This is a genomic window from Halomonas sp. SL1 (genome assembly GCF_003030865.2).
Lineage (GTDB): Bacteria > Pseudomonadota > Gammaproteobacteria > Pseudomonadales > Halomonadaceae > Halomonas > Halomonas halophila.
Map to the genome: position 1 here is coordinate 1 of NZ_PYUQ02000016.1, position 19236 is coordinate 19236.

General features: G+C 68.3%; 16 protein-coding genes. 4 read left to right on the plus strand and 12 right to left on the minus strand.

Annotated elements, in window-relative coordinates:
• The 11 genes from C9J49_RS10185 to C9J49_RS10235 form a co-directional block, all read right to left on the minus strand.
• Nucleotides 1-705 (minus strand): urease accessory protein UreD (locus tag C9J49_RS10185; protein ID WP_111382309.1); only part of this gene is annotated, 705 nt, incomplete at its 3' end.
• A gap of 263 nt (nucleotides 706-968) precedes the next feature.
• Nucleotides 969-1667, minus strand: coding sequence for an urea ABC transporter ATP-binding subunit UrtE (urtE, locus tag C9J49_RS10190; protein WP_107182017.1), 699 nt, complete (start codon nucleotides 1665-1667; stop codon nucleotides 969-971).
• Nucleotides 1667-2497, minus strand: a complete 831-nt coding sequence (urtD, locus tag C9J49_RS10195; protein WP_107182018.1) for an urea ABC transporter ATP-binding protein UrtD — start codon at nucleotides 2495-2497, stop codon at nucleotides 1667-1669. Before urtD ends, urtE begins: the two co-directional genes overlap by 1 nt.
• Nucleotides 2494-3636: an urea ABC transporter permease subunit UrtC gene (gene urtC, locus C9J49_RS10200; RefSeq protein ID WP_107182019.1), complete on the minus strand. Its 1143-nt coding sequence runs from the start codon at nucleotides 3634-3636 to the stop codon at nucleotides 2494-2496. Before urtC ends, urtD begins: the two co-directional genes overlap by 4 nt.
• A 3-nt stretch (nucleotides 3637-3639) precedes the next feature.
• Nucleotides 3640-5241 carry an urea ABC transporter permease subunit UrtB gene (gene urtB / locus C9J49_RS10205; protein ID WP_107182020.1) on the minus strand — a complete coding sequence of 534 codons (1602 nt, stop codon included), beginning with the start codon at nucleotides 5239-5241 and terminating at the stop codon, nucleotides 3640-3642.
• Nucleotides 5242-5305: 64 nt separating this feature from the next.
• The gene (gene urtA, locus C9J49_RS10210) at nucleotides 5306-6625 is read right to left on the minus strand and encodes an urea ABC transporter substrate-binding protein (protein WP_107182021.1); all 1320 of its coding nucleotides are present in this window, start codon (nucleotides 6623-6625) and stop codon (nucleotides 5306-5308) included.
• Between the two features lie 232 nt (nucleotides 6626-6857).
• A complete protein-coding gene (locus C9J49_RS10215) occupies nucleotides 6858-8891 on the minus strand; it encodes a diguanylate cyclase (RefSeq protein WP_258393937.1) in 2034 nt (677 codons plus the stop codon).
• Nucleotides 8888-11458 (minus strand): EAL domain-containing protein, encoded by a 2571-nt coding sequence (locus tag C9J49_RS10220; protein ID WP_107182022.1) that lies wholly within the window; start codon nucleotides 11456-11458, stop codon nucleotides 8888-8890. Before C9J49_RS10220 ends, C9J49_RS10215 begins: the two co-directional genes overlap by 4 nt.
• Before the next feature lie 381 nt (nucleotides 11459-11839).
• On the minus strand, nucleotides 11840-13366 hold the full coding sequence (locus C9J49_RS10225) for a tripartite tricarboxylate transporter permease (protein ID WP_107182023.1): 1527 nt from the start codon (nucleotides 13364-13366) through the stop codon (nucleotides 11840-11842).
• Nucleotides 13366-13818 (minus strand): tripartite tricarboxylate transporter TctB family protein, encoded by a 453-nt coding sequence (locus C9J49_RS10230; protein ID WP_035595999.1) that lies wholly within the window; start codon nucleotides 13816-13818, stop codon nucleotides 13366-13368. Before C9J49_RS10230 ends, C9J49_RS10225 begins: the two co-directional genes overlap by 1 nt.
• Entirely contained in the window at nucleotides 13818-14804 is a 987-nt protein-coding gene (locus C9J49_RS10235; RefSeq protein ID WP_046080248.1) for a tripartite tricarboxylate transporter substrate binding protein, read from the minus strand. Before C9J49_RS10235 ends, C9J49_RS10230 begins: the two co-directional genes overlap by 1 nt.
• Before the next feature lie 211 nt (nucleotides 14805-15015).
• Between C9J49_RS10235 and C9J49_RS10240 the strand changes: the two genes are divergently transcribed.
• Genes C9J49_RS10240 through C9J49_RS10255 form a run of 4 tightly spaced genes read left to right on the plus strand, consistent with a single transcriptional unit; the run spans nucleotide 15016 to nucleotide 18738 of the window.
• Nucleotides 15016-15624, plus strand: coding sequence for a helix-turn-helix domain-containing protein (locus tag C9J49_RS10240; RefSeq protein WP_107182024.1), 609 nt, complete (start codon nucleotides 15016-15018; stop codon nucleotides 15622-15624).
• On the plus strand, nucleotides 15621-16280 hold the full coding sequence (locus C9J49_RS10245) for a response regulator transcription factor (RefSeq protein ID WP_035596006.1): 660 nt from the start codon (nucleotides 15621-15623) through the stop codon (nucleotides 16278-16280). Before C9J49_RS10240 ends, C9J49_RS10245 begins: the two co-directional genes overlap by 4 nt.
• Nucleotides 16277-17650 carry a sensor histidine kinase gene (locus C9J49_RS10250; RefSeq protein WP_107182025.1) on the plus strand — a complete coding sequence of 458 codons (1374 nt, stop codon included), beginning with the start codon at nucleotides 16277-16279 and terminating at the stop codon, nucleotides 17648-17650. Before C9J49_RS10245 ends, C9J49_RS10250 begins: the two co-directional genes overlap by 4 nt.
• Nucleotides 17650-18738 carry an ABC transporter substrate-binding protein gene (locus C9J49_RS10255; protein WP_107182026.1) on the plus strand — a complete coding sequence of 363 codons (1089 nt, stop codon included), beginning with the start codon at nucleotides 17650-17652 and terminating at the stop codon, nucleotides 18736-18738. Before C9J49_RS10250 ends, C9J49_RS10255 begins: the two co-directional genes overlap by 1 nt.
• 48 nt (nucleotides 18739-18786) lie before the next feature.
• On the opposite strand, the gene C9J49_RS10260 is transcribed toward C9J49_RS10255, so the two are convergent.
• Entirely contained in the window at nucleotides 18787-19206 is a 420-nt protein-coding gene (locus C9J49_RS10260; RefSeq protein WP_082090962.1) for a septal ring lytic transglycosylase RlpA family protein, read from the minus strand.
• Between the last annotated feature and the right edge of the window lie 30 nt (nucleotides 19207-19236).

The window sequence follows — 19236 nt, forward strand, 5'->3', positions numbered from 1 at the left end:
AGATGTGTATAAGAGACAGGCCCACAGCGTCGCCTGTACCCTGGCGCCCCCCTGCCCCCAGGCGCCGCGGAAGCGACGATGGGTCGGATCCAGCACCTGGCGTTCGCACCATAGCGGGCGCCCCTCGCGGGTCAGGCGAAAACGCTGCTCGATGACGCCGGAGACATAGGGCAGCCGGCTTGCCGGCCGGCCCAGGGCCAGCACCTCCCAGCCCAGGCAGCGCGCCCCGCCGGCCAGCTCGATGTCGGTGACCTGGCTGCCCTTCGAGCCGTCGAAGGCAATGGTCTCCTGGGGCAGCCACTCCAGCAGCGCGTCCTCGGCCACGGCGAGCCGGGTGTGCTGATGCCAGCGCACGCCCTGGCTGTCGGCACGGTAGAGCTTGTTGGCCGCCGGCGTGGTGAGCAGCGCCTGGGCCCCGGGCGCGAGCCGGGCCTCGATGGCGAGCTCGTCGCCGCTGACCAGTCCGCCGGGCGGATGCAGCAGATAGACGTGGCAGGCGCCTGGCCGACCCGCTTCGTCGGGGGCCTCCGGATAGAAGGGGCGCTGCACGCGCAACGGGCCCTGATGGCGGGCCTTGAGCATGCGGGTATGGCCATCGTCGCGGGCATCGAAGGCCAGCGACAGCGACGCCGCCCAGCGTCGCTCGCCGTCGAAGCGGTGGCCCGACTCGGCGGGCGACGGTAGGGCACGCGGAATGGCGGTCATCGACGGGTCCTGTCGGTCAGGTGGCTGATGGCAGACCTGCAGCAAGTGACGTACCAAACTGGTGAATTCACCAATAAATCATTTATAATCAATGCCTTATTTTGGATACAAAACGGCATACAGCCACTCTATGCACCATGGCGAGTCGTTTCAGGCCCTGATCGCGCACCGCTATCGAGCAAGAGAGTTTCGCTTGCACTGATATAAAGCAAGACGCCCGCCTCGGCCGGGCCGGGCGGGCGCAAGTCATCGGACGACAGGCGTCAGACCGTCAGGTGGGTCCTGATCAGTTCGTCGTCGAGCTCATCGATCGCCCCCTCGGCCACCGGCCGCCCGCGATCCATGATCGCGAAGCGGTCGGCATACCTGCGGGCGAAGGGCAGCTTCTGCTCGACCAGCAGCACGGTCAGGCCGTCCTCGCGGATCAGCCGGCGGATCACCTCGCCGATCTGGGCAACGATATTGGGCTGGATGCCCTCCCCCGGCTCGTCGAGGATCAGCAGCCTCGGCTCCAGCACCAGGGCACGGCCGATGGCCAGCTGCTGCTGCTGGCCGCCGGAGAGATCGCCGCCGCGCCGGTGGCGCATCTCGGCGAGCACCGGGAACAGCTCGTAGATGCGCTCGGGGATGCGCCTGGCGCCGTCGCCGCGGGCCGCCAGGCCGGTGCGCAGATTCTCCTCCACGGTCAGCAGCGGAAAGATCTGGCGGCCCTGGGGCACGTAGCCGATGCCGAGCCTCGAGCGATCCTCCACGCGTTTCTTCGTCAGCTCCACGTCGTCGGCGTAGCACAGACTGCCCGAGGCCACCGGGACCTCGCCCATCACCGCCTTCATCAGGGTGGTCTTGCCCACCCCGTTGCGGCCCATCACGCAGGTGCACTGCCCGGCCGGGATCTCGAGGTCGACGCCCCACAGGGTGTGGCTCTCGCCGTAGTACTGATCGAGTGCGTTAATGCTCAGCATCAGGCGTGCTCCTCCGTGCCCAGATAGACTTCGACCACCTTCGGGTCGCTCGACACCTGATCCATGCTGCCCTCGGCCAGCACGCTGCCCTGGTGCAGCACCGTCACGGTGCGGGCAATCGAGCGCACGAAGCCCATGTCGTGCTCGACCACCACCACCGACTGCTTCCCGGCCAGGCCGGTGAGCAGTTCGGCGGTACGCTCCATTTCCTGTTCGGTCATCCCCGCCACCGGCTCGTCGACCAGCAGCAGCCGCGGCCGCTGCATCAGCAGCATGCCGATCTCCAGCCACTGCTTCTGGCCGTGGGAGAGGATGCCGGCGGGTCGAGCGGCATGCGCGGTCAGGCCGATGGTGACCAGCACCTCGTCGATGCGGTCCCGCGCCTCGCCGGAGAGCCTCGCGGTGAGCGTCGGCCAGATGCGCTTGTCGGCGGCCATGGCGAGCTCGAGGTTCTCGAACACGCTGAGCGCCTCGAAGACGGTCGGCTTCTGGAATTTGCGGCCGATGCCGAGGCTCGCGATCTGCGGCTCGTTCATGGTCAGCAGGTCGTGGCGGCTGCCGAACCACACCGAGCCGTGATCGGGCCGGGTCTTGCCGGTGATGATGTCCATCATGGTGGTCTTGCCGGCGCCGTTGGGGCCGATGATGCACCGCAGCTCGCCGTCGTCGATGGTCAGGTTCAGATTGTCGATGGCGCGGAAGCCGTCGAAGCTGACGCCGACGTCCTCCAGATAGAGGATCGGGCCGTGGCGCACGTCCACCGGCGATCGCGCCGGGGCCATGAAGTCGAAGACGCGATCGCGGCTGGCCATCTCCTTGATCAGGTTCATGAGCTCGCTCCTTGCGCGGGTGTCTCGATGGCGCCGTCATCGCGGCGGCGGCGCAGCATCTCCAGCAGGCCGGCCACGCCCTTGGGCAGCAGCACCGTGACCACCACGAACAGCGCGCCGAGGGCGAACAGCCAGGCATCGGGCATCACGCCGGTGAACACCGTCTTGGCGTAGTTGACCACCAGCGCGCCGATCACCGCGCCGTAGAGCGTGCCGCGGCCGCCAAGCGCCACCCACAGCACCACCTCGATGGAGAAGATGGGCGAGAACTCGCCGGGGTTGATGATGCCGACCTGGGGCACGTAGAGCGCCCCGGCCACGCCGGCGAGCATCGCCGAGACCACGAACACGAACAGCTGCACGCGCTCGACGCGATAGCCGAGGAAGCGCGTGCGCGCCTCGGCGTCGCGGCAGGCCACGCTGACCCGGCCCAGCTTGCTGGCGACGATGGCCCGGCACAGCACGTAGCCCAGCGCCAGCGCCAGCCCCGAGGCCAGGAACAGCCCCAGTCGCGTGGCGTCGCTGCGCAGGTCGAAGCCGAGCAGTTCCTTGAAGTCGGTCAGGCCGTTGTTGCCGCCGAAGCCCATCTCGTTGCGGAAGAAGGCCAACATCAGGGCGAAGGTCAGCGCCTGGGTGATGATCGACAGATAGACCCCGGTGACCCGCGAACGGAACGCCAGGAAGCCGAACACCAGCGCCAGCAGCCCCGGCGCCAGCAGCACCATCGCAAAGGCGAACCACGCCATGTCGAAGCCGTGCCAGTACCAGGGCAGACTGTCCCAGTCGAGGAACACCATAAAGTCCGGTAATACGGGATCACCGTACACCCCGCGATCCCCGATCTGCCGCATCAGGTACATGCCCATGGCGTAGCCGCCCAGGGCGAAGAAGGCGCCGTGGCCGAGGCTCAGGATGCCGAGATAGCCCCACACCAGGTCCAGCGCCACGGCCAGCAGCGCGAAACTCAGGTACTTGCCGAGCAAGGTCACGGTATAAGTCGAGACGTGCAGCGGATGGCCCGCCGGCACGATCAGGTTGAGCAGCGTGACGACCGCCAGTGCGGCCAGCAGCACGCCGAGAAAGAGTTGCGTCGAGCGCTCGCGGAACGGCCGCGACAGCCAGGATCTCGAAGCCAGCATGGATCAGCCCTCCGCCGCACGGCCCTTCTGCGGAAAGAGTCCGCGGGGGCGTTTCTGAATGAACAGGATGATGAACACGAGCACCAGGATCTTGGCCAGCACGGCGCCGGCCCAGGGCTCGAGCACCTGGTTGATGACACCAAGCGACAGCCCGGCCACCAGGGTGCCCCACAGGTTCCCCACGCCGCCGAACACCACCACCATGAACGAATCGATGATGTAGTTCTGGCCGAGGTTGGGCCCGACGTTGGTGAGCTGGGACAGCGCCACGCCGGCCAGGCCCGCCACGCCGGAGCCCAGGGCGAAGGTCAGGATGTCGACCCGGGTCGCGCGGATGCCCATCGAGCGCGCCATGGCACGGTTCTGGGTCACGGCGCGCACCTCAAGGCCAAGCCGGGTGCGGCGCATCACCAGCATCAGCCCGGCGAACACCAGCAGCGCGAAGCCCAGCACGAACAGGCGGTTGAGGGTCAGCGACAGGCCCTCGTTGATCATCAGCGAGCCGCTCATCCACTCCGGCGAGACCACCGTGCGGTTGAGCGGCGAGATCAGGGTGCGCACCAGCTGCTGGAGGATCAGGCTGACGCCGAAGGTGGCCAGCAGGGTCTCCAGCGGCCGGCCCTTGAGGAACTGGATGACACTGCGCTCGATGACGATGCCGGCCAGCGCCGCGACCAGGAAGCCCGCGGGAATCGACAGCACCAGCGCCAGCCCCGGCTGGCCCGGCAGCAGCTGCTGCATGCCCCAGGTGGTGTAGGCGCCGAGCATGATCAGCTCGCCATGGGCCATGTTGATCACGCCCATCACGCCGAAGGTGATGGCCAGACCGATCGCCGCCAGCACCAGCACCGAGCCGAGCGACAGGCCGAAATACAGCGTCTGGATGCCGTCGTTCAGCTTCTGTTTCTGCTCGATGCCGGCCAGTGCCTCGGTGGCGGCCTCGGCCAGGGCCGCATCGTCGCTGCGAGAGGCGGCGCTGAGCGCCGAGCGCACGGAGGGGTTGAGGCTGCCGGACAGCGCCTCCACCGCCGCGACGTCGCCCTGCTCCAGTCGCTGGATGGCGATGGCCTGGGTCAAGAGCCGGCGCACCTCGTCGTCGGCCTCGCCCTCTACCAGGGCGTTCAGCGGCTCGACCATCGACGGACTCACCTCGCCGAGCAGGTCCCGGGCCGCCTCGCGGCGCGCCGAGACCGCCGGAGCCCGCAGGTCGAGCAGCGCCAGGGTGTTCTGCAGCTGGCCGCGCAGCGCATTGTTGATGCCGATGCGATCCAGATCGCGACGCGACATCTCGCCGAGTTCCTCGTCGGTGATCGCATCGCGCACCGGCCAGTGGCGGCCGCGATTGGCGAGCACCACCACGAAGCGGCCGGCGTCTTGCTGGCGCTGCAGCTTGCCGTCGAGCAGCGCCTCGAGCCAGGCGCGGCTCTGCGGATGGCCGCTGTCGGCGATGGCCGTCACGGCCTCGCCCTTGGCGGCGTAGGAATCGGTGTCGAGGGCCTCGAGCAGTGCCCGGCCGTCGTCGGCCGCGGCCAGGCCGGTCGGCGCGGCGAGCGAGACGACGATCAGGCACAGCAGCCCCTGCACGAGGGAGCGAATCGTCCTCATGACCATGTCCTGTCAGTGGGAGAAAGGAAGGCCCGGGCCGCGACGCGGCCCGGGGAGCGGCTGCTTATTCGGCCGAAGCCACCTCGGTGTCGGCACCGCCGCCGCAGCGTCCCTCGACGACGTTGTAGTTGCCGCAGCGCATCGGCGCGCGCCAGTCGCTGATCAGGTCCCGCGAGCCCGGCAGGTAGTCGGACCAGGCATCGCCGGCCACGGTGGAGGGCGTCTCCCAGACGATGGAGAACTGGCCGTTGTCCTGGATCTCGCCGATCAGCACCGGCTTGGTGATGTGGTGATTGGGCATCATGGTGGCATAGCCACCGGTCAGGTTGGGCACGGACACGCCGATGATGGCGTCCTTGACCGCGTCGACCTCGGTGGTGCCGGCCTTGCGCACGGCCTCGCTCCACATGTTGAAGCCGATGTAGTGGGCCTCCATGGGGTCGTTGGTGACCGCCATCTCGTCGCCGTTGTAGTCGATCCAGCTGTCGATGAAGTCGTAGTTGGTGTCGGTATCGACGCTCATGAAGTAGTTCCAGGCCGCCAGGTGGCCGACCAGCGGCGCGGTGTCGATGCCGGAGAGCTCCTGCTCGCCCACCGAGAAGGCCACCACCGGGATGTCCGCGGCATCGATGCCCTGGTTGCCGAGCTCACGGTAGAACGGCACGTTGGCGTCGCCGTTGATGGTCGAGACCACCGCGGTCTTCTTGCCCTGGCTGCCGAAGCCCTTGATGTCGGAGACGATGTTCTGCCAGTCGGAATGCCCGAAGGGGGTGTAGTTGACCATGATGTCGTCGTCGGCGACGCCATGATCCTTGAGATAGGCCTCGAGAATCTTGTTGGTGGTGCGCGGATAGACATAGTCGGTGCCGGCCAGCACCCAGCGCTCCACGCCGACGTCGTTCATCAGGTAATCGACCGCCGGGATCGCCTGCTGGTTGGGCGCGGCCCCGGTGTAGAAGACGTTCTCGGAGGACTCTTCACCCTCGTACTGGACCGGGTAGAACAGCAGGCCGTCGAGCTCCTCGACCACCGGCAGCACCGACTTCCGCGACACCGATGTCCAGTTGCCGAAGATCACGTCGACCTCGTCCTGGGCCAGCAGCTGGCGCGCCTTCTCGGCGAACAGCGGCCAGTCGGAGGCCGGGTCGACCACCACCGGCTCGAGCTCGCGGCCGAGCAGGCCGCCCTGCTCGTTCTGCTGCTCGATCAGCATCAGCATGGTGTCCTTGAGGGTCGACTCGCTGATGGCCATGGTGCCGGAGAGCGAGTGCAGGATGCCGACCTTGATGGGATCTTCCTGCGCCAGGGCCGGTGCCGAGACGGCCAGGCTCAGCAGGCTGGCGACGAACAGGCGCTTGGGCACGGTGGGCGAATGGGAACTCATGGTGATCTCCTTGTCGATCCAGACGTTGCATTGGCGTTGTTATGGAGGGCGCTGACACACCACGGTGCACCATGCCCTACCCCCACTCTGCAAGAGCTACGCCACATTCTGGATCAACCGGGATAAACATTATTTTTCAATAACTTAAAGAATCCCCTTGAGTGCCCAACTCCGCCGAAAGTGCCCTTCTGGTGCAAGGGGTGCGCCGCTTACGCGCCACTTTGGTGCCGCATCAGTCCCCGGCCGGCTCGAACTGGGCATGCACGCGATCGCGCCCCGCCTGCTTGGCCGCATAGAGCGCCTGGTCGGCGCGCTTGATGGCCGGCATCAGCGAGTCCTCGGCCGGATCGATCCGCGCCACGCCCAGCGAGGCAGAATAGGACAGCCACGATGCCCCGGACGAGGCGTCGTCGATCCTCGTCGAGGTCCCCACCGGCGTCGCCGCCACCGCCTGCCTCAGCCGCTCGGCCACTACCATGGCCTGATCGGCATCGGTATCGCAGAGCAGGGCCACGAACTCCTCGCCGCCCATGCGGCACAGCACGTCGCCCTCTCGCAGCTGCTCGCGCACTGTCTCGGCGAAGGCCTGGAGCACCCGATCGCCCACGTCGTGACCGTGAACGTCGTTGATGCGCTTGAAATGATCCAGGTCGATGGCCACCAGGCTCAGCGGCATTCCGCGGCGGCGCGCCCTTGCCATCTCCAGGGCGGCCTGCTCCATCAGATAGCGGCGATTGCCCAGGCCGGTCAGGGGATCGGTCATGGCCTGCTGCTCCAGGCGAGCCTCCAGGTCCTTGCGCTCGCGAAGATCGAAGACCGTGGCCCGGGTGTACTGGAAGCCCTCCGCGGTGACCTGGGCAGTCGCCTGGATCGCTACCGGCAGCGTCGTGCCGTCGGCACGCAACAGCTCGCACTCGGCGCTGCTTTCGCCCTCTTCGCCCAGCACGCGGCGAAAGGCCGCCTGGAAGGCGCTCCGGGTCTCCGGGCTGACGAAATCGCGATACAGACGACGACCGATGACCTCGTCGGCCCGCAGCCCCAACCAGCCGAGCTCGGTGCGGTTGATCCTGACGATGCGGCCATCGGCGTCCAGGGAGTGATAGCCGCAGGGCGCGTGCTCGTAGAGATCCTGCACCTCGTCGGCGTACTGACGGGCCTCCCCGGCCAGGCGCTGCGCTTCGCGGGAAAAGGCCATGGCCTGGCGACGCAGTTGATGCTGACGCTGCAGGCTGAGCACCCACAGCACGCCCACGGCCACCGCCAGCAGATAGGTCAGCACGATCACCAGCAGCTGCCACGGATTGCCCAGCAGCAGCGCCGAAAGCGTCGGCCGGGGCACCAGGATGCCGAGTCTCCAGGGCTGGGTGTCCGGCGAGGTCATGATCATGCCCGCCTGGCTGCGATAGTGGTGGGTGCGGATATCATGGGTGCGGAAGCGCAGCAGATCCTCGTCGAGCAGCATCTCGCCCTGGCTGCGCGTCTCGAGGTCCTGCCAGAAGGCGGGATAGCGCTCCTCCAGCAGTCCTCCGAACTGGATGCCGTCTTCCACGTCGGGCAGCAGCCAGCGGCCGCGGGCATCGGCCATGATCGCCCGCACTCCCGCTTCTTCGCCGACGACATGAGGCAGCCGTGCCGTGAGATAGTGCCAGTCCAGGGTGAACAGCAGCACGCCGAGACGGTGGCCGTCGGCGCCGAACACCGGCGTGGCGATGTCGATCACCGCCGTGGTGCCCGCCTCGGCGCCAGCACGGCTGAGCCCGACCCGCGGTGGCGATACGTAGAGATTCCGCGCCGGCTGTCGCATGGCCTCGCGAAAGTAGTCGGCATGGGCGTGGTCGACGCCGGTCGGATGGGGCAACGGGCGAGTGCCGGCCGACATCAGCTCCTCGCCCTCGACACCGATCAGGACGAGGCGACTGTAGCGACCGAAATGGGTCGTCAGGGTATCGAGCAGCGCCGACAGCTGTGCCAGGTTCGTCTGGGTGGAGATCTGGCGATAGATCGCCACGCCGTCATGGACATCGCGCAGGTGGCGTCGCAGCAACGGCAGCTCGGCTACGGCCAGCACCTGGTTGAAACTCTCGTTCATGTCGTGAAGCAGGGTCTCGTACTCGGCGTCGAGCCGCGTGGCCGCGGCATCCCGAGCGCCGTCGAGACGCGTCTGGAGCTGGGCGACGAAGATCGGCGCCAGCGCCGCCGTGACGAGCAGAAGGGGCACGACCGTGGCGATGACCAGGCGCGCCCCGAGCGAGGTCGGTAGCATCATGTCAAAGGAATCGGCGAGTCGACGGCCAGATGATCGGGCAGATTTCCTAACGCGGTGAGCGGCATCGGGCGGGCGAAGTAAAAGCCCTGGAGCAGATCGCAGCGGCGGCGCAGCATGTCCTGCCACTGTGCTGCAGTCTCGATGCCCTCGGCGACCACCACCATGTCCATGTGGTGCGCCATGGTGATCACGCCCTGCACGATGGCCGCACTGCGGCGTTCGGTGAGCGTCCTCGCGATGAAGCTGCGATCGAGCTTCACCTTGTGCGTCGGCAGGTCACAGAGGTAGCTGAGGCTGGAGAAACCGGTACCGAAGTCGTCGATGGCCACCCGCACGCCGATGGCCTTGAGACGATTCATCACATCGACCACCTGAGAGGCACCGTCGAGGAAGACGCTCTCGGTGACCTCCAGCTCCAGCTGCCCGGGAGGCAACCCGGTCTCGTCCAGCACTCGGCAGACCTCATCGAAGAAGCCGTCGCGGTGGAACTGTAGCGACGAGATGTTCACGGCCAGCGACAGCGGGCGTTCGCAACCGGCATTGAACCCCGCCAGTTCGCGGCAGGCACGGCGCAGCACCCAGCGGCCCAGCGGGATGATCTGGCCGGTCTGCTCGGCCAACGGGATGAAGTCGCCTGGCGAGACCATGCCGCGCTCGGGATGACGCCAACGCACCAGGGCCTCGACCCCGCAGATGCGCCCGCTGGGGGCCTCTACCAGCGGCTGATAGTGCAGTTCGAACTGCTCGTCCTGCAGGGCGGCGTGCAGGTCATGGCGCAGCAGCACGCTGTCCCGGGAGCCCGCCACCTCGCGGCCGCGATACCACTGCCAGGTATTGCGACCCTGGCGCTTGGCCCGCTCCAGCGCCGAATCCGCGTGCTGCAGCAGCTCATGGGGCTGCGAGGCGCCGCCCTCGTTGTCGGCGATACCGATGCTGGCACTGACATGAAGACGCTGCCCGTCGGCTTCGATGGGCAGCGCCAACGTCTCGAGGGTGCGCTCGGCCAGCTCGGCGACCGAGTCTCCACCGTCGAGCCCGGTCAACATCACCCCGAACTCGTCGCCCATCAGGCGGGCCACGACCTGCCCTTCGCCCACCAGCCGCCTGAGGCGCTGGGCCACGCGCATCAGCACCTGGTTGCCCAAGGGGCGCCCCAGCCCCTCGTTGATGCTCTTGAAGCCGTCCATGTTGAGGATCATCACCGCCAGAAACGCGGGTTGACTCAGGGCCTCACCCAGGCGATCGACGAAGTCGCCGTGGTTGGGCAGGCCGGTCGTCAGGTCATGGGTGGCCTGATAGGCGATCAGCGCCTCCTGCTCCTTTTCCAGGGTGACATCCCGCAGGCTGCCGATGAAATGCGTGCAGTCGCCGCCGGCATCGAAGACCGGGCTGATGATCAGGTGGTTCCAGAACGTCGAGCCGTCCTTGCGGTAGTGACGCAGCGTGACCTCGATACCGCGACGCTGGCGTATCGCCATGTGCATGGCCTCGACGGCCTCCGTTTCGGTCTCGGGCCCCTGAAGCAGCTCCCAGCTGCGGCCCATCACCTCATTCTGCGCATAGCCGGTCATGGCCTCGAAGGCCGGATTGCTGAACACGATGGGCGTATCGAAGCGCGCCTCGATCATCAGCATACCGGCCGGGCTGGCATCGATGCCGCGCTTGAGCAGGCGCAGCTCGTCGGTCTGTCGCCGCTCTTGGGTGACGTCACGGCAGACGCCATAGACGCTGACGATCTCGCCATCGATGATCACCGGGAACTTGCTTACCTCCAGTCGGCAGGAACGCCCCGACGCGTGGACGATGCGAATCTCGTAGGTCAGCGTCTCGCCGGCCCGGGCCCGGTCGAAGTTGGCCTGGGCCGAGGCCCGCCAGGCAGGCTCGACGAAACGACAGAAATGCATCCCCAGCATCGCCTCCGGCGAGTGGCCGGTGATGCGCTCGACGGCGGGATTGACGCGCTGGAAACGTCCCTCCAGATCGAAGGCGTAAGCCCCGTGCGGATGGTTGTCGAACAGCGCGTGATGCCAGCGGGACAGCGCCTTGTGTTCCCGACCATCGCGGTCACGTATCAGGGCCAGCGAGATCAGCGCGGCCGCCTGGCGCAGGCGCCGCTCGGCGACCTGGGTGGGCTCCCTGGGCGTGGGGAAATAGGCGTCGAGCACCCCCAGCAGCGTATCGTCGGGGCTGACCACCGGCATCGACCAGCAGGCCCGCACGCCCTCGTCCAGGGCCGCCGCGCGCAGACGCACCCAGCGCGGGTCGAGGGCGATGTCATCCGAGACGATGAAGCGCCCCTCACGGGCCGCAGCAGCGAAAGACGCCGCCTCGGCATTCAACGGCACCGACCAGCAGCGACGCGCGTACGCGTCGGACAGCCCCTCGCCGACCTCGAGGCCGAGGGTGTCCGACGACGGCTCGTGACGCATGAAGGCCGCAGTGGCGCCGGGCAGCACCAGCTCCACCCAACGGGCGATGGCCGACAGAGTGTCGTGCAGCGGCTGCTGCCGAGCGATCCGCTCGTGGATGTCCTGCTGCGCCTCCAGCCACGGAAGCTCTCGTTTCATCGGCACGGTCCCTGGTACGTTGCTGGCTCGGCCTGGCGGCACTGTAAGCAAGAAGGATCACGCCTGGCCCCTGCCGGACATCGTCGACATCGACGGGACTGACGATGCCCTCTCCGGGCACGTCAGCCGCAAAGGCATCCTGCTCGACAGAGCATATAGCATCTGCCTGCTGCCGACATGGCGCGTCCGACCCCGTGACCCTTCTATCGGCAAGGGATCGACGGTCTTGATCGGCGTGTCGCGACGGGTGTGGACACGGGTCGCAGCCGGCATCGGCCCTGGCCATTCGCACCGCCGTGCCTTCCCGCCCGATACGCAACGGGGGCGCCGGCCGGCTGCCGACGCCCCCGTCAGGTCGCGGACGCGTTCAGGCTAACGCCATCAGTCGCCCTCCGGGCCTCCGGTGCCGGTGGCCGCTTTCATGCGACGGCGCAGCAGCGGGCCGACGATGTAGGGCAGGATCAGGCCGAGGCCGGCGAACACCCACAGGCCGATGGCCAGGCCGCTGTCCCACAGGATGGTCCAGTCGCCGTCGGCGATGTCCATGGCGTGACGCAGGTTCTTCTCCATCTCCGGCCCCAGCAGCAGGCCGAGGATGATCGGCACCAGCGGGATCTCCAGCTTGCGGAAGACATAGCCGGCCACGCCGAAGGCCACCATGAAGTAGAGGTCGAAGGCGCTGTTGCTGATCGAGTAGATGCCCACGAACGCCACCATGGTGACGACCGGCAGCAGGTACTTCGGCGGCACCGACAGCAGCCGGACGAAGATGCCCACCAGCGGAATGTTCAGCACCAGCAGCAGGAAGTTGCCGATCAACAGCGCCGCGATCACACCCCAGACGATATCGGCGTTCTGGGTGAACATCAGCGGTCCCGGGGTGATGTTCAGCGAGATCAGCAGCGCCAGCAGCACCGCGGTGGTGCCGCTGCCCGGCACGCCGAGGGTCAGCATAGGCACCAGGGCACCGCTGGAGGCGCCGTTGTTGCCGGCCTCGGGGCCGGCCACGCCGCGCGGGTCGCCCTCACCGAAGTAGCCCTTGCTGCCGACCACCTTCTTCTCGAGGGTGTAGCCGATGAAGCTGCCCAGGGAAGCCCCCGCACCGGGAAGCACACCGGCGATGAAGCCGAGGATCCCGCCGCGCATGCTCGACGGCATGATGCCGCGGATGTCGGCCCACTTCAGCGACAGCTTGTTGACGGTCATCTTTTCCTTGCCGCCGCCGGCCTTGTCCTCGATGAAGAACAGCAGCTCGGAGATGGCAAACAGGCCGACGATGGCGATGATGAAGTCGACGCCCTCGTAGAGCTCCAGCACGCCGAAGGTGTAGCGCTGCACGCCGGTGCTGTCGATGCCCATGGTGGAGATCATCAGGCCCAGGCAGGCCGCTACCACGGTCTTCATCGGGTTCTTGCCGGTAATGCCGCCCAGGGTGGCGAAGGCCAGCAGGAACAGCGCGAAATACTCGGCCGGGCCGAAGGTCAGGGCAAACCTGGCCAGCAGCGGCGCCAGCAGGATCAGGCCCACGGTGGCGATCAGGCTGCCCATGAAGGAGGCCACGGCGGAGATCGCCAGCGCCTCGGCAGCCTTGCCCTTCCTGGCCATCGGATAGCCGTCAAGGCAGGTCATCATCGCCGGCTCGTCGCCGGGAATGTTGAGCAGAATCGAGGAGATGCGCCCGCCGTACATGGCCCCGGCATAGACCGAGGTGAGCATGATCAGCGCGGTTTCCGGCGCCAGGCCCAGGGAGAAGGCCAGCGGAATCAGGATCGCCACGCCATTGGCCGGCCCGAGGCCCGGCAGCGCCCCGATCAGGGTGCCGAGGAAGGCCCCCAGCAGGGCGAACATCAGGTTATGCGGCGCCAGGGCGACGCCGAAGCCGTCGATCAGATAACCCAGCGTTTCCATCAGCTCACCTCCAGGAGGGACAGCGGCCCCAGCGGCAGCGCCAGATCGAGGGCAAAGTTGAACACCAGGAACACCACCACCCCGGCCACGCCGCCGGTGACGTAGGCCCGGACCGGAGAGGCGCCCATGCGCCAGCACAGCGTGCCCACGGCCAGCAGGGTACTGAGGATGAAGCCAAGCGGCTGCAGCAGCGCGGTGTAGGCGATCAGCACCACCACCGCGATCACCAGCTCGATGCCGGTGCGGCTCCACGGCCAGGCGTTATCCGGGTCGGGGCGCACGATCAGATAGAGGCTGGACAGCGCCAGCACCGCGGACAGCAGCAGCGGGAAGGTCTCGGGGCCGACGCCCTCGGCCCCGCCGAACGGCTCGGGAAACTGGCTGGCGCCCCAGCCGTACGCGACGGCCAGGGCGATCAACAGGACCCCGAAGATGCGGTCGTTGAAGGTCATTACTGGATCAGCCCGATATCTTTGGAGAGTTGATTGATGTCGGCGATCTGGTCGGTCACGAACTGCTCGAACTCACCGGCGCTCATGTGGAACGGCATCAGGCCATTGCTGGTCATGACATCCTTCCACTCCTGGCTCTCGTAGATGGTGTCCATGGCATCCATCCAGTACTGCTTGGCCTCGTCGGAGACGTCGGCCGGCATGTAGAAGCCGCGCCAGTTCGGGCCGATGGCGTCGATGCCCTGCTCGCGGGCAGTGGGGATGTCGCTGTACTCGCCCGGCAGGCGCTCCTCGGCGAGCACGGCCAGCACTCGCAGGTCACCGGACTCCATGAAGCCCTGAGCCTCGGTGATGTCGCCGGTGAAGGCGTCGACGTGGCCACCGACCACCTGGGTCATGGCTTCACCACCGTTGTTGTACGACAGGTAGGGAATGCGCGGCAGGTTCTCGACGCCGGCTTCCTGGGCGGCGATCAGCACCTTGAGGTGGTCCCAGCCGCCCTTGGCGCTGCCGCCGGCGAACTTGACGCTGCGCGGGTTTTCCTTGAGCGCCTCCATCAGCTCGGGCAGATCGTCGTACTCGGAATCATCAGCCACGGCGATCACGCCATAGTCGGCGCCCAGCGCGCCCACCCAGTTGACCATGTCGGCGGTCATGCCCGGGAACTGCCCCTGGGCCAGGCGGGTAGTGGTGGCGGTGGAGGCGGCCACCAGCAGCTGCTCGTCGCCGGCACGCTTGCTGACGGTATGGGCGTAGGCCACACCGCCGCCGGCGCCGGCCATATTGATGGTCTGCACGTTGGCCGGCACCAGGTCCAGCTGCTCCATGACGTTGCCGACACTGCGGCAGGTGAAGTCCCAGCCGCCCCCCGGATCGGCGGGGGCGATGCACTCGACCTTGCCCTGGGGTTCGAAGGCCATGGCGGAACCGGCGCTGACGGTGAAGGCGGCGACGGCGACGAACTTGAGCGGCGTTCTCACGGACATTGTTGTTGTCCCCTCTATGATTTTCGTTGGCGGATCGGGTCGGGCTTGCCGGGCGCTGACACCTGCCTTACAATTCTGTAAGGCAGAACAACGTTCCCTTGAGCGGAAAATTAGGCCGCCCACGCCATGGGGGTCAATGCCGTGGCGTCGAATTGCGACCAAAGTTGCAGGGCGCCGAATGTCCGTCACCGAGATACCGAAAGGAGCCGAGATGGCCCAGGACCGCGTCGAGGCCGTGGAGCGCGCGCTGACCGTGCTCGAGGTCTTCGATTCTTCCCAGGAGGCGTTCGCCCTGGCCGAACTGGCCGAGGCCACCGGCTTCTACAAGAGCACCCTGCTGCGCCTGCTCGGATCGCTGGCCCGCTTCGACTACGTGCAGCGCGGCGAGGACGGCCGCTGGCGACTCGGCGGCAGCCCCATGCGCCTGGCCCGCCGCCACGCGCCTTCGCAGCAGCTGGCCGTGCGCGTCCAGCCCTGGCTCGATCGCCTGGCCGCCGAGACCGGTGAAACCGCGGCCCTGCTGGCGCTGCATCCCGGCGAGGTGGAGTGCCGGCTGGCCGCCCTGCCCGCCACGCCGCTGCGCCACGATCTGCGCCCCGGCAGCCGCTGGCCGACCGAACGGGATACGGATCCGCGCCCCGCCCTGCCCGGCGGCACCATGACCTGCCTGGCGCTGGCCGACGCACCCGGGGAGCCGCTGTGGCTGTCGCTGTCCGGGCCCGCCGGCCGCCTGGCCCCGGAGACCGCCCACGAGGCCCTGACACGGGCCCGCGACGCGCTGGCCAGGCGCCTGGCCGGCGACAGGGAGAAAAACACATGATGCTGCTGGTGGAAGACGACCGGCTGCTGGCGGAGACACTGGTGGACGCCCTGTCGCTGGAGGGTCATGGCATCGAGCACCTGGCCGACGGCGAGGCCGCCCGGCAGCGCCTGGACGGCGCCGACCACGGCCTGTCGCTGGTGCTGCTGGACCTCAACCTGCCCGGCTGCGGCGGGCTCGAGGTGCTCGAGACCCTGCGCCGACACGACGCCGACACCCCGGTGCTGATCCTCACCGCCAGGGGCGCGGTGGAAGACCGGGTACGCGGCCTCGATCTCGGCGCCGACGACTACCTGGCCAAGCCCTTCGCCCTGGACGAACTCGAGGCCCGGGTGCGTGCCCTGCTCCGCCGCCGCGAACGCGGCCAGACACTCCAGGTCGGGCCGCTGGCCTTCGACGCCCCGGCCCAGCGCTTCGCCCTCGACGGCGAGACGCTGTCGCTGCCGCCGCGCGAGCAGCGCCTGCTGGCCTGCCTGATGCGCCACGCCGGCGAGCCCGTCGACAAGGCCCGGCTCGCCGAGGAAGCCTTCCAGGGCGAGACCATGGGCGACAACGCCATCGAGGTCTACGTGCACCGCCTGCGCAAGCGCCTAGCCGGCAGCGCCGTCGCCTTGCGCACCGTGCGCGGCCTGGGGTACCTGCTGGAGGCGGTGTGACGCGGCGCGACAGCCTGTATCGCCGGCTGCTGACCTGGCTGCTGCTGCCGCTGATGGCACTGGGCGCGCTGATGGTGCTGCAGGCCTGGATCGAGGCGCGTCAGACCGCCGATCGCGCCTTCGATCGACTGCTCGAGGCCGCCACCCTGGCCATCGCCGAGCAGGTCCAGTGGCAGGACGAGCGGCTGTGGCTCGACCTGCCTCCCGCGGCACTCGAGATGCTCGCCACCGATGCCGAGGAGCGCGTCTTCTACGCCCTCTACGACGCCGAGGGACGCTTCGTCACCGGCAACGCCGACCTCCCCGGCCCGCCCCGCCGCGACGATGAGAAGGCCGGCACGCTGCACTTCCGCGACCTGGTCTGGCACGACCTCGAACTGCGCCAGGGCGTGCGACGCGCCCGCCTGGAGGACTGGCAGACCCGCGAGCGTTTCGAGGTACGCGTCGCTCACACCCGAGAGGGCCGCGAACGCCTCGCGGCTGAGCTGCTGCGCACCAACCTGGCCTACATCCTGGGCATGGCGGGGCTCGCTGCGGCGGTCGTGGTGCTGGCCATCCGCGGCGCCCTGACCCCGCTGAGCCGCCTGCGCCACGCCATACGCGCCCGCGACCCGCGCACCCTGACGCCCCTGGCACTACCGCTGCCGCGCGAACTGGCCGAACTTCGCGAGACGCTCAACGAACTGCTGGCGCGGATGCGCCGGGTGAAAGCCAACCAGGAGCGCTTCATCGGCGACGCCTCGCACCAGCTGCGCACGCCCCTCGCCGGCCTCTCGGCCCGGGCCGAGCTGGCCCTGCGCCAGGACGACCCGCAGCGCTGGCGAGAGGCACTCGAGGCCATGCAGGCGACCAGCGCCCGCACCTCGCACCTGGCCGTCCAGCTGCTGTCGCTGACCCGCCTCGACAACCCCGAGTACCATCCCGAGCTGGCACCGGTGGCCCTCGACGACCTGGCCCGACACGCCGTGCGACGCCACTGGAGCGCCTGTCATCGCGACGGCATCGACCTGGGCCTGGAAGCCTCGGAGACCTCGGCGACGGTCGCCGGGCTCGACTGGCAGCTCGAGGAAGCGCTGGCCAATCTGATCGACAACGCGCGCCGCTACGGGGCGACGCACATCACCGTGCGGGTCACCGCCGCGCCGCCCGTCCTCGAGGTCGAGGACGACGGCCCCGGCATCCCCGCCGACCAGCGCCTGCTGATGCTGCGACCCTTCCATCGCGGCAGCGACGAGCCCGACGGCTCCGGGCTGGGGCTTGCCATCGTCGACGGCATCGCGCGCACCCACGGCGCCCGACTGCGGCTCGATGACGGCCTGGACGGCCAGGGGCTGCGGGTCGGCCTGCACTTTCCGGAGGAGACCACCTGATGCGCCATCGCTGGCTCGTGCTGATAGGACTGTGGTCGCTGCTGTGCCTGGCCCCGCTCGCCGTCGCCGACGAGCGCCTGCACTACCCCGCCACGCCGACGAACGATGGCACCTCGGGCGAGCTGGTGGTCCACGGTGCCCTGGACCTGGTCTACGCCCGCACGCTGTTCGAGGCCTTCCATGCCCGCCATCCGGACATCGCGCTGACCTATCGCAACCTCGATACCCTAGGCCTGCACCGGCGTTTCCTCGAGCATCCCGACGAGGTCGACGTATTGATGTCCTCGGCCATGCCCTGGCAGTACCGGCTGGCCAACGACGGCCATGCCCGCTCGCTGGCCTCGCCGGAGGCCGAGGCCTGGCCTGCCTGGGCGCGCTGGCGGCACGAGCTGTTCGCCTTCACCTTCGAACCGATCGTGATGGTGGTGCGCCGCGAGCTCATCGAGCGCTTCGGCCGCCCGGACAGCCACGCCGAGCTGCTCGCCCTGCTCGAGCGTCATCCCGACGCCATGCGCGGACGCGTGGTCACCTACGACCCGGAGCACAGCGGCGCCGGCTACGCCTATGCCATTCAGGAATCGCGGCTCACGCCGCGCTACTGGGATCTGGTGGCCGCCTTCGGTGCCACGCAGACGGCGCTGGCGACCACCACCGGCGAGATGCTCGAGGGCCTCGACGAGGGCCGCTACTGGCTCGGCTACAACCTGCTGGGCAGCTACGCCCAGGCGGTGGCCGATGCCCATCCGGCGCTGGAGGTGGTGGTGCCCGACGACTATGCGCTGGTCACCCAGCGCCTGGCACTGATCTCTCACCAGTCGCCGCATCCGGACAATGCGCGCCGTTTCATGAATTTCCTGCTCGGCGAGTCGGGCCAGCGAGTGATCGCCGAGGCGACGCCTCTCGGCGCCATGCACCCGGCCCTGAACGGACCGGGCACGGTCACGGCCCTGCAGGCGACACACGGCGAGGCACTGCGCCCGGTATCGCTGGGGCCGGAGCTGCTGGCGACGCTGGACGACCTCAAGCGCCAGGCGCTGCTGGAACGCTGGAAACGGGAGTTCACGCGCGCGAACGCCACACCGCCCTAGCGGGTGGCACGGCGTCGGGCGCAGAGGAGAAGCCGCAGGAGGAAGGGCTCAGTCGGCCAGACTGAGCTGGACCCGGGCCGTTCCGCGATGGAGCATGCCGAGCGCGCGAGCGGCGCTCTTGGAGAGGTCGATCACCCGGCCGGAAACGAAGGGGCCTCGGTCGTTGATCATCACCTCGACCTGTCGTCCGTTATCGGGCCGGGTCACCAGCACCTTGGTACCGAACGGCAGGGTACGGTGGGCCGCGGTGAGTTCACGCTGGTCGAAGGCGTCGCCGCTGGCCGTGGTACGGCCCTGAAAGTAGTCGCTGTAGTAGGACGCCACCCCTTTCTGAATCGACGCCCCCTGCTGGTCCTCGTGGGCCAGGCTCGCGCCGGCGGCGCCGAGCATCCAGGCCACCAGGCCGACTTGCACCAGACGGCGAAAGCCTCTGGGGCGGGCCAGGCCCGCCTTGCCGGAAATTCCCATCTGTCACCTCGTAACGACAGGGTCGCCGAT

Coding starts and splice junctions, on each gene's coding strand:
- urtE (WP_107182017.1), bottom strand. CDS start 1,667: ATGCTGAGCATTAACGCACTCGATCAGTACTACGGCGAGAGCCACACC.
- urtD (WP_107182018.1), bottom strand. CDS start 2,497: ATGAACCTGATCAAGGAGATGGCCAGCCGCGATCGCGTCTTCGACTTC.
- urtC (WP_107182019.1), bottom strand. CDS start 3,636: ATGCTGGCTTCGAGATCCTGGCTGTCGCGGCCGTTCCGCGAGCGCTCG.
- urtB (WP_107182020.1), bottom strand. CDS start 5,241: ATGAGGACGATTCGCTCCCTCGTGCAGGGGCTGCTGTGCCTGATCGTC.
- urtA (WP_107182021.1), bottom strand. CDS start 6,625: ATGAGTTCCCATTCGCCCACCGTGCCCAAGCGCCTGTTCGTCGCCAGC.
- C9J49_RS10215 (WP_258393937.1), bottom strand. CDS start 8,891: ATGATGCTACCGACCTCGCTCGGGGCGCGCCTGGTCATCGCCACGGTC.
- C9J49_RS10220 (WP_107182022.1), bottom strand. CDS start 11,458: ATGAAACGAGAGCTTCCGTGGCTGGAGGCGCAGCAGGACATCCACGAG.
- C9J49_RS10225 (WP_107182023.1), bottom strand. CDS start 13,366: ATGGAAACGCTGGGTTATCTGATCGACGGCTTCGGCGTCGCCCTGGCG.
- C9J49_RS10230 (WP_035595999.1), bottom strand. CDS start 13,818: ATGACCTTCAACGACCGCATCTTCGGGGTCCTGTTGATCGCCCTGGCC.
- C9J49_RS10235 (WP_046080248.1), bottom strand. CDS start 14,804: ATGTCCGTGAGAACGCCGCTCAAGTTCGTCGCCGTCGCCGCCTTCACC.
- C9J49_RS10240 (WP_107182024.1), top strand. CDS start 15,016: ATGGCCCAGGACCGCGTCGAGGCCGTGGAGCGCGCGCTGACCGTGCTC.
- C9J49_RS10245 (WP_035596006.1), top strand. CDS start 15,621: ATGATGCTGCTGGTGGAAGACGACCGGCTGCTGGCGGAGACACTGGTG.
- C9J49_RS10255 (WP_107182026.1), top strand. CDS start 17,650: ATGCGCCATCGCTGGCTCGTGCTGATAGGACTGTGGTCGCTGCTGTGC.
- C9J49_RS10260 (WP_082090962.1), bottom strand. CDS start 19,206: ATGGGAATTTCCGGCAAGGCGGGCCTGGCCCGCCCCAGAGGCTTTCGC.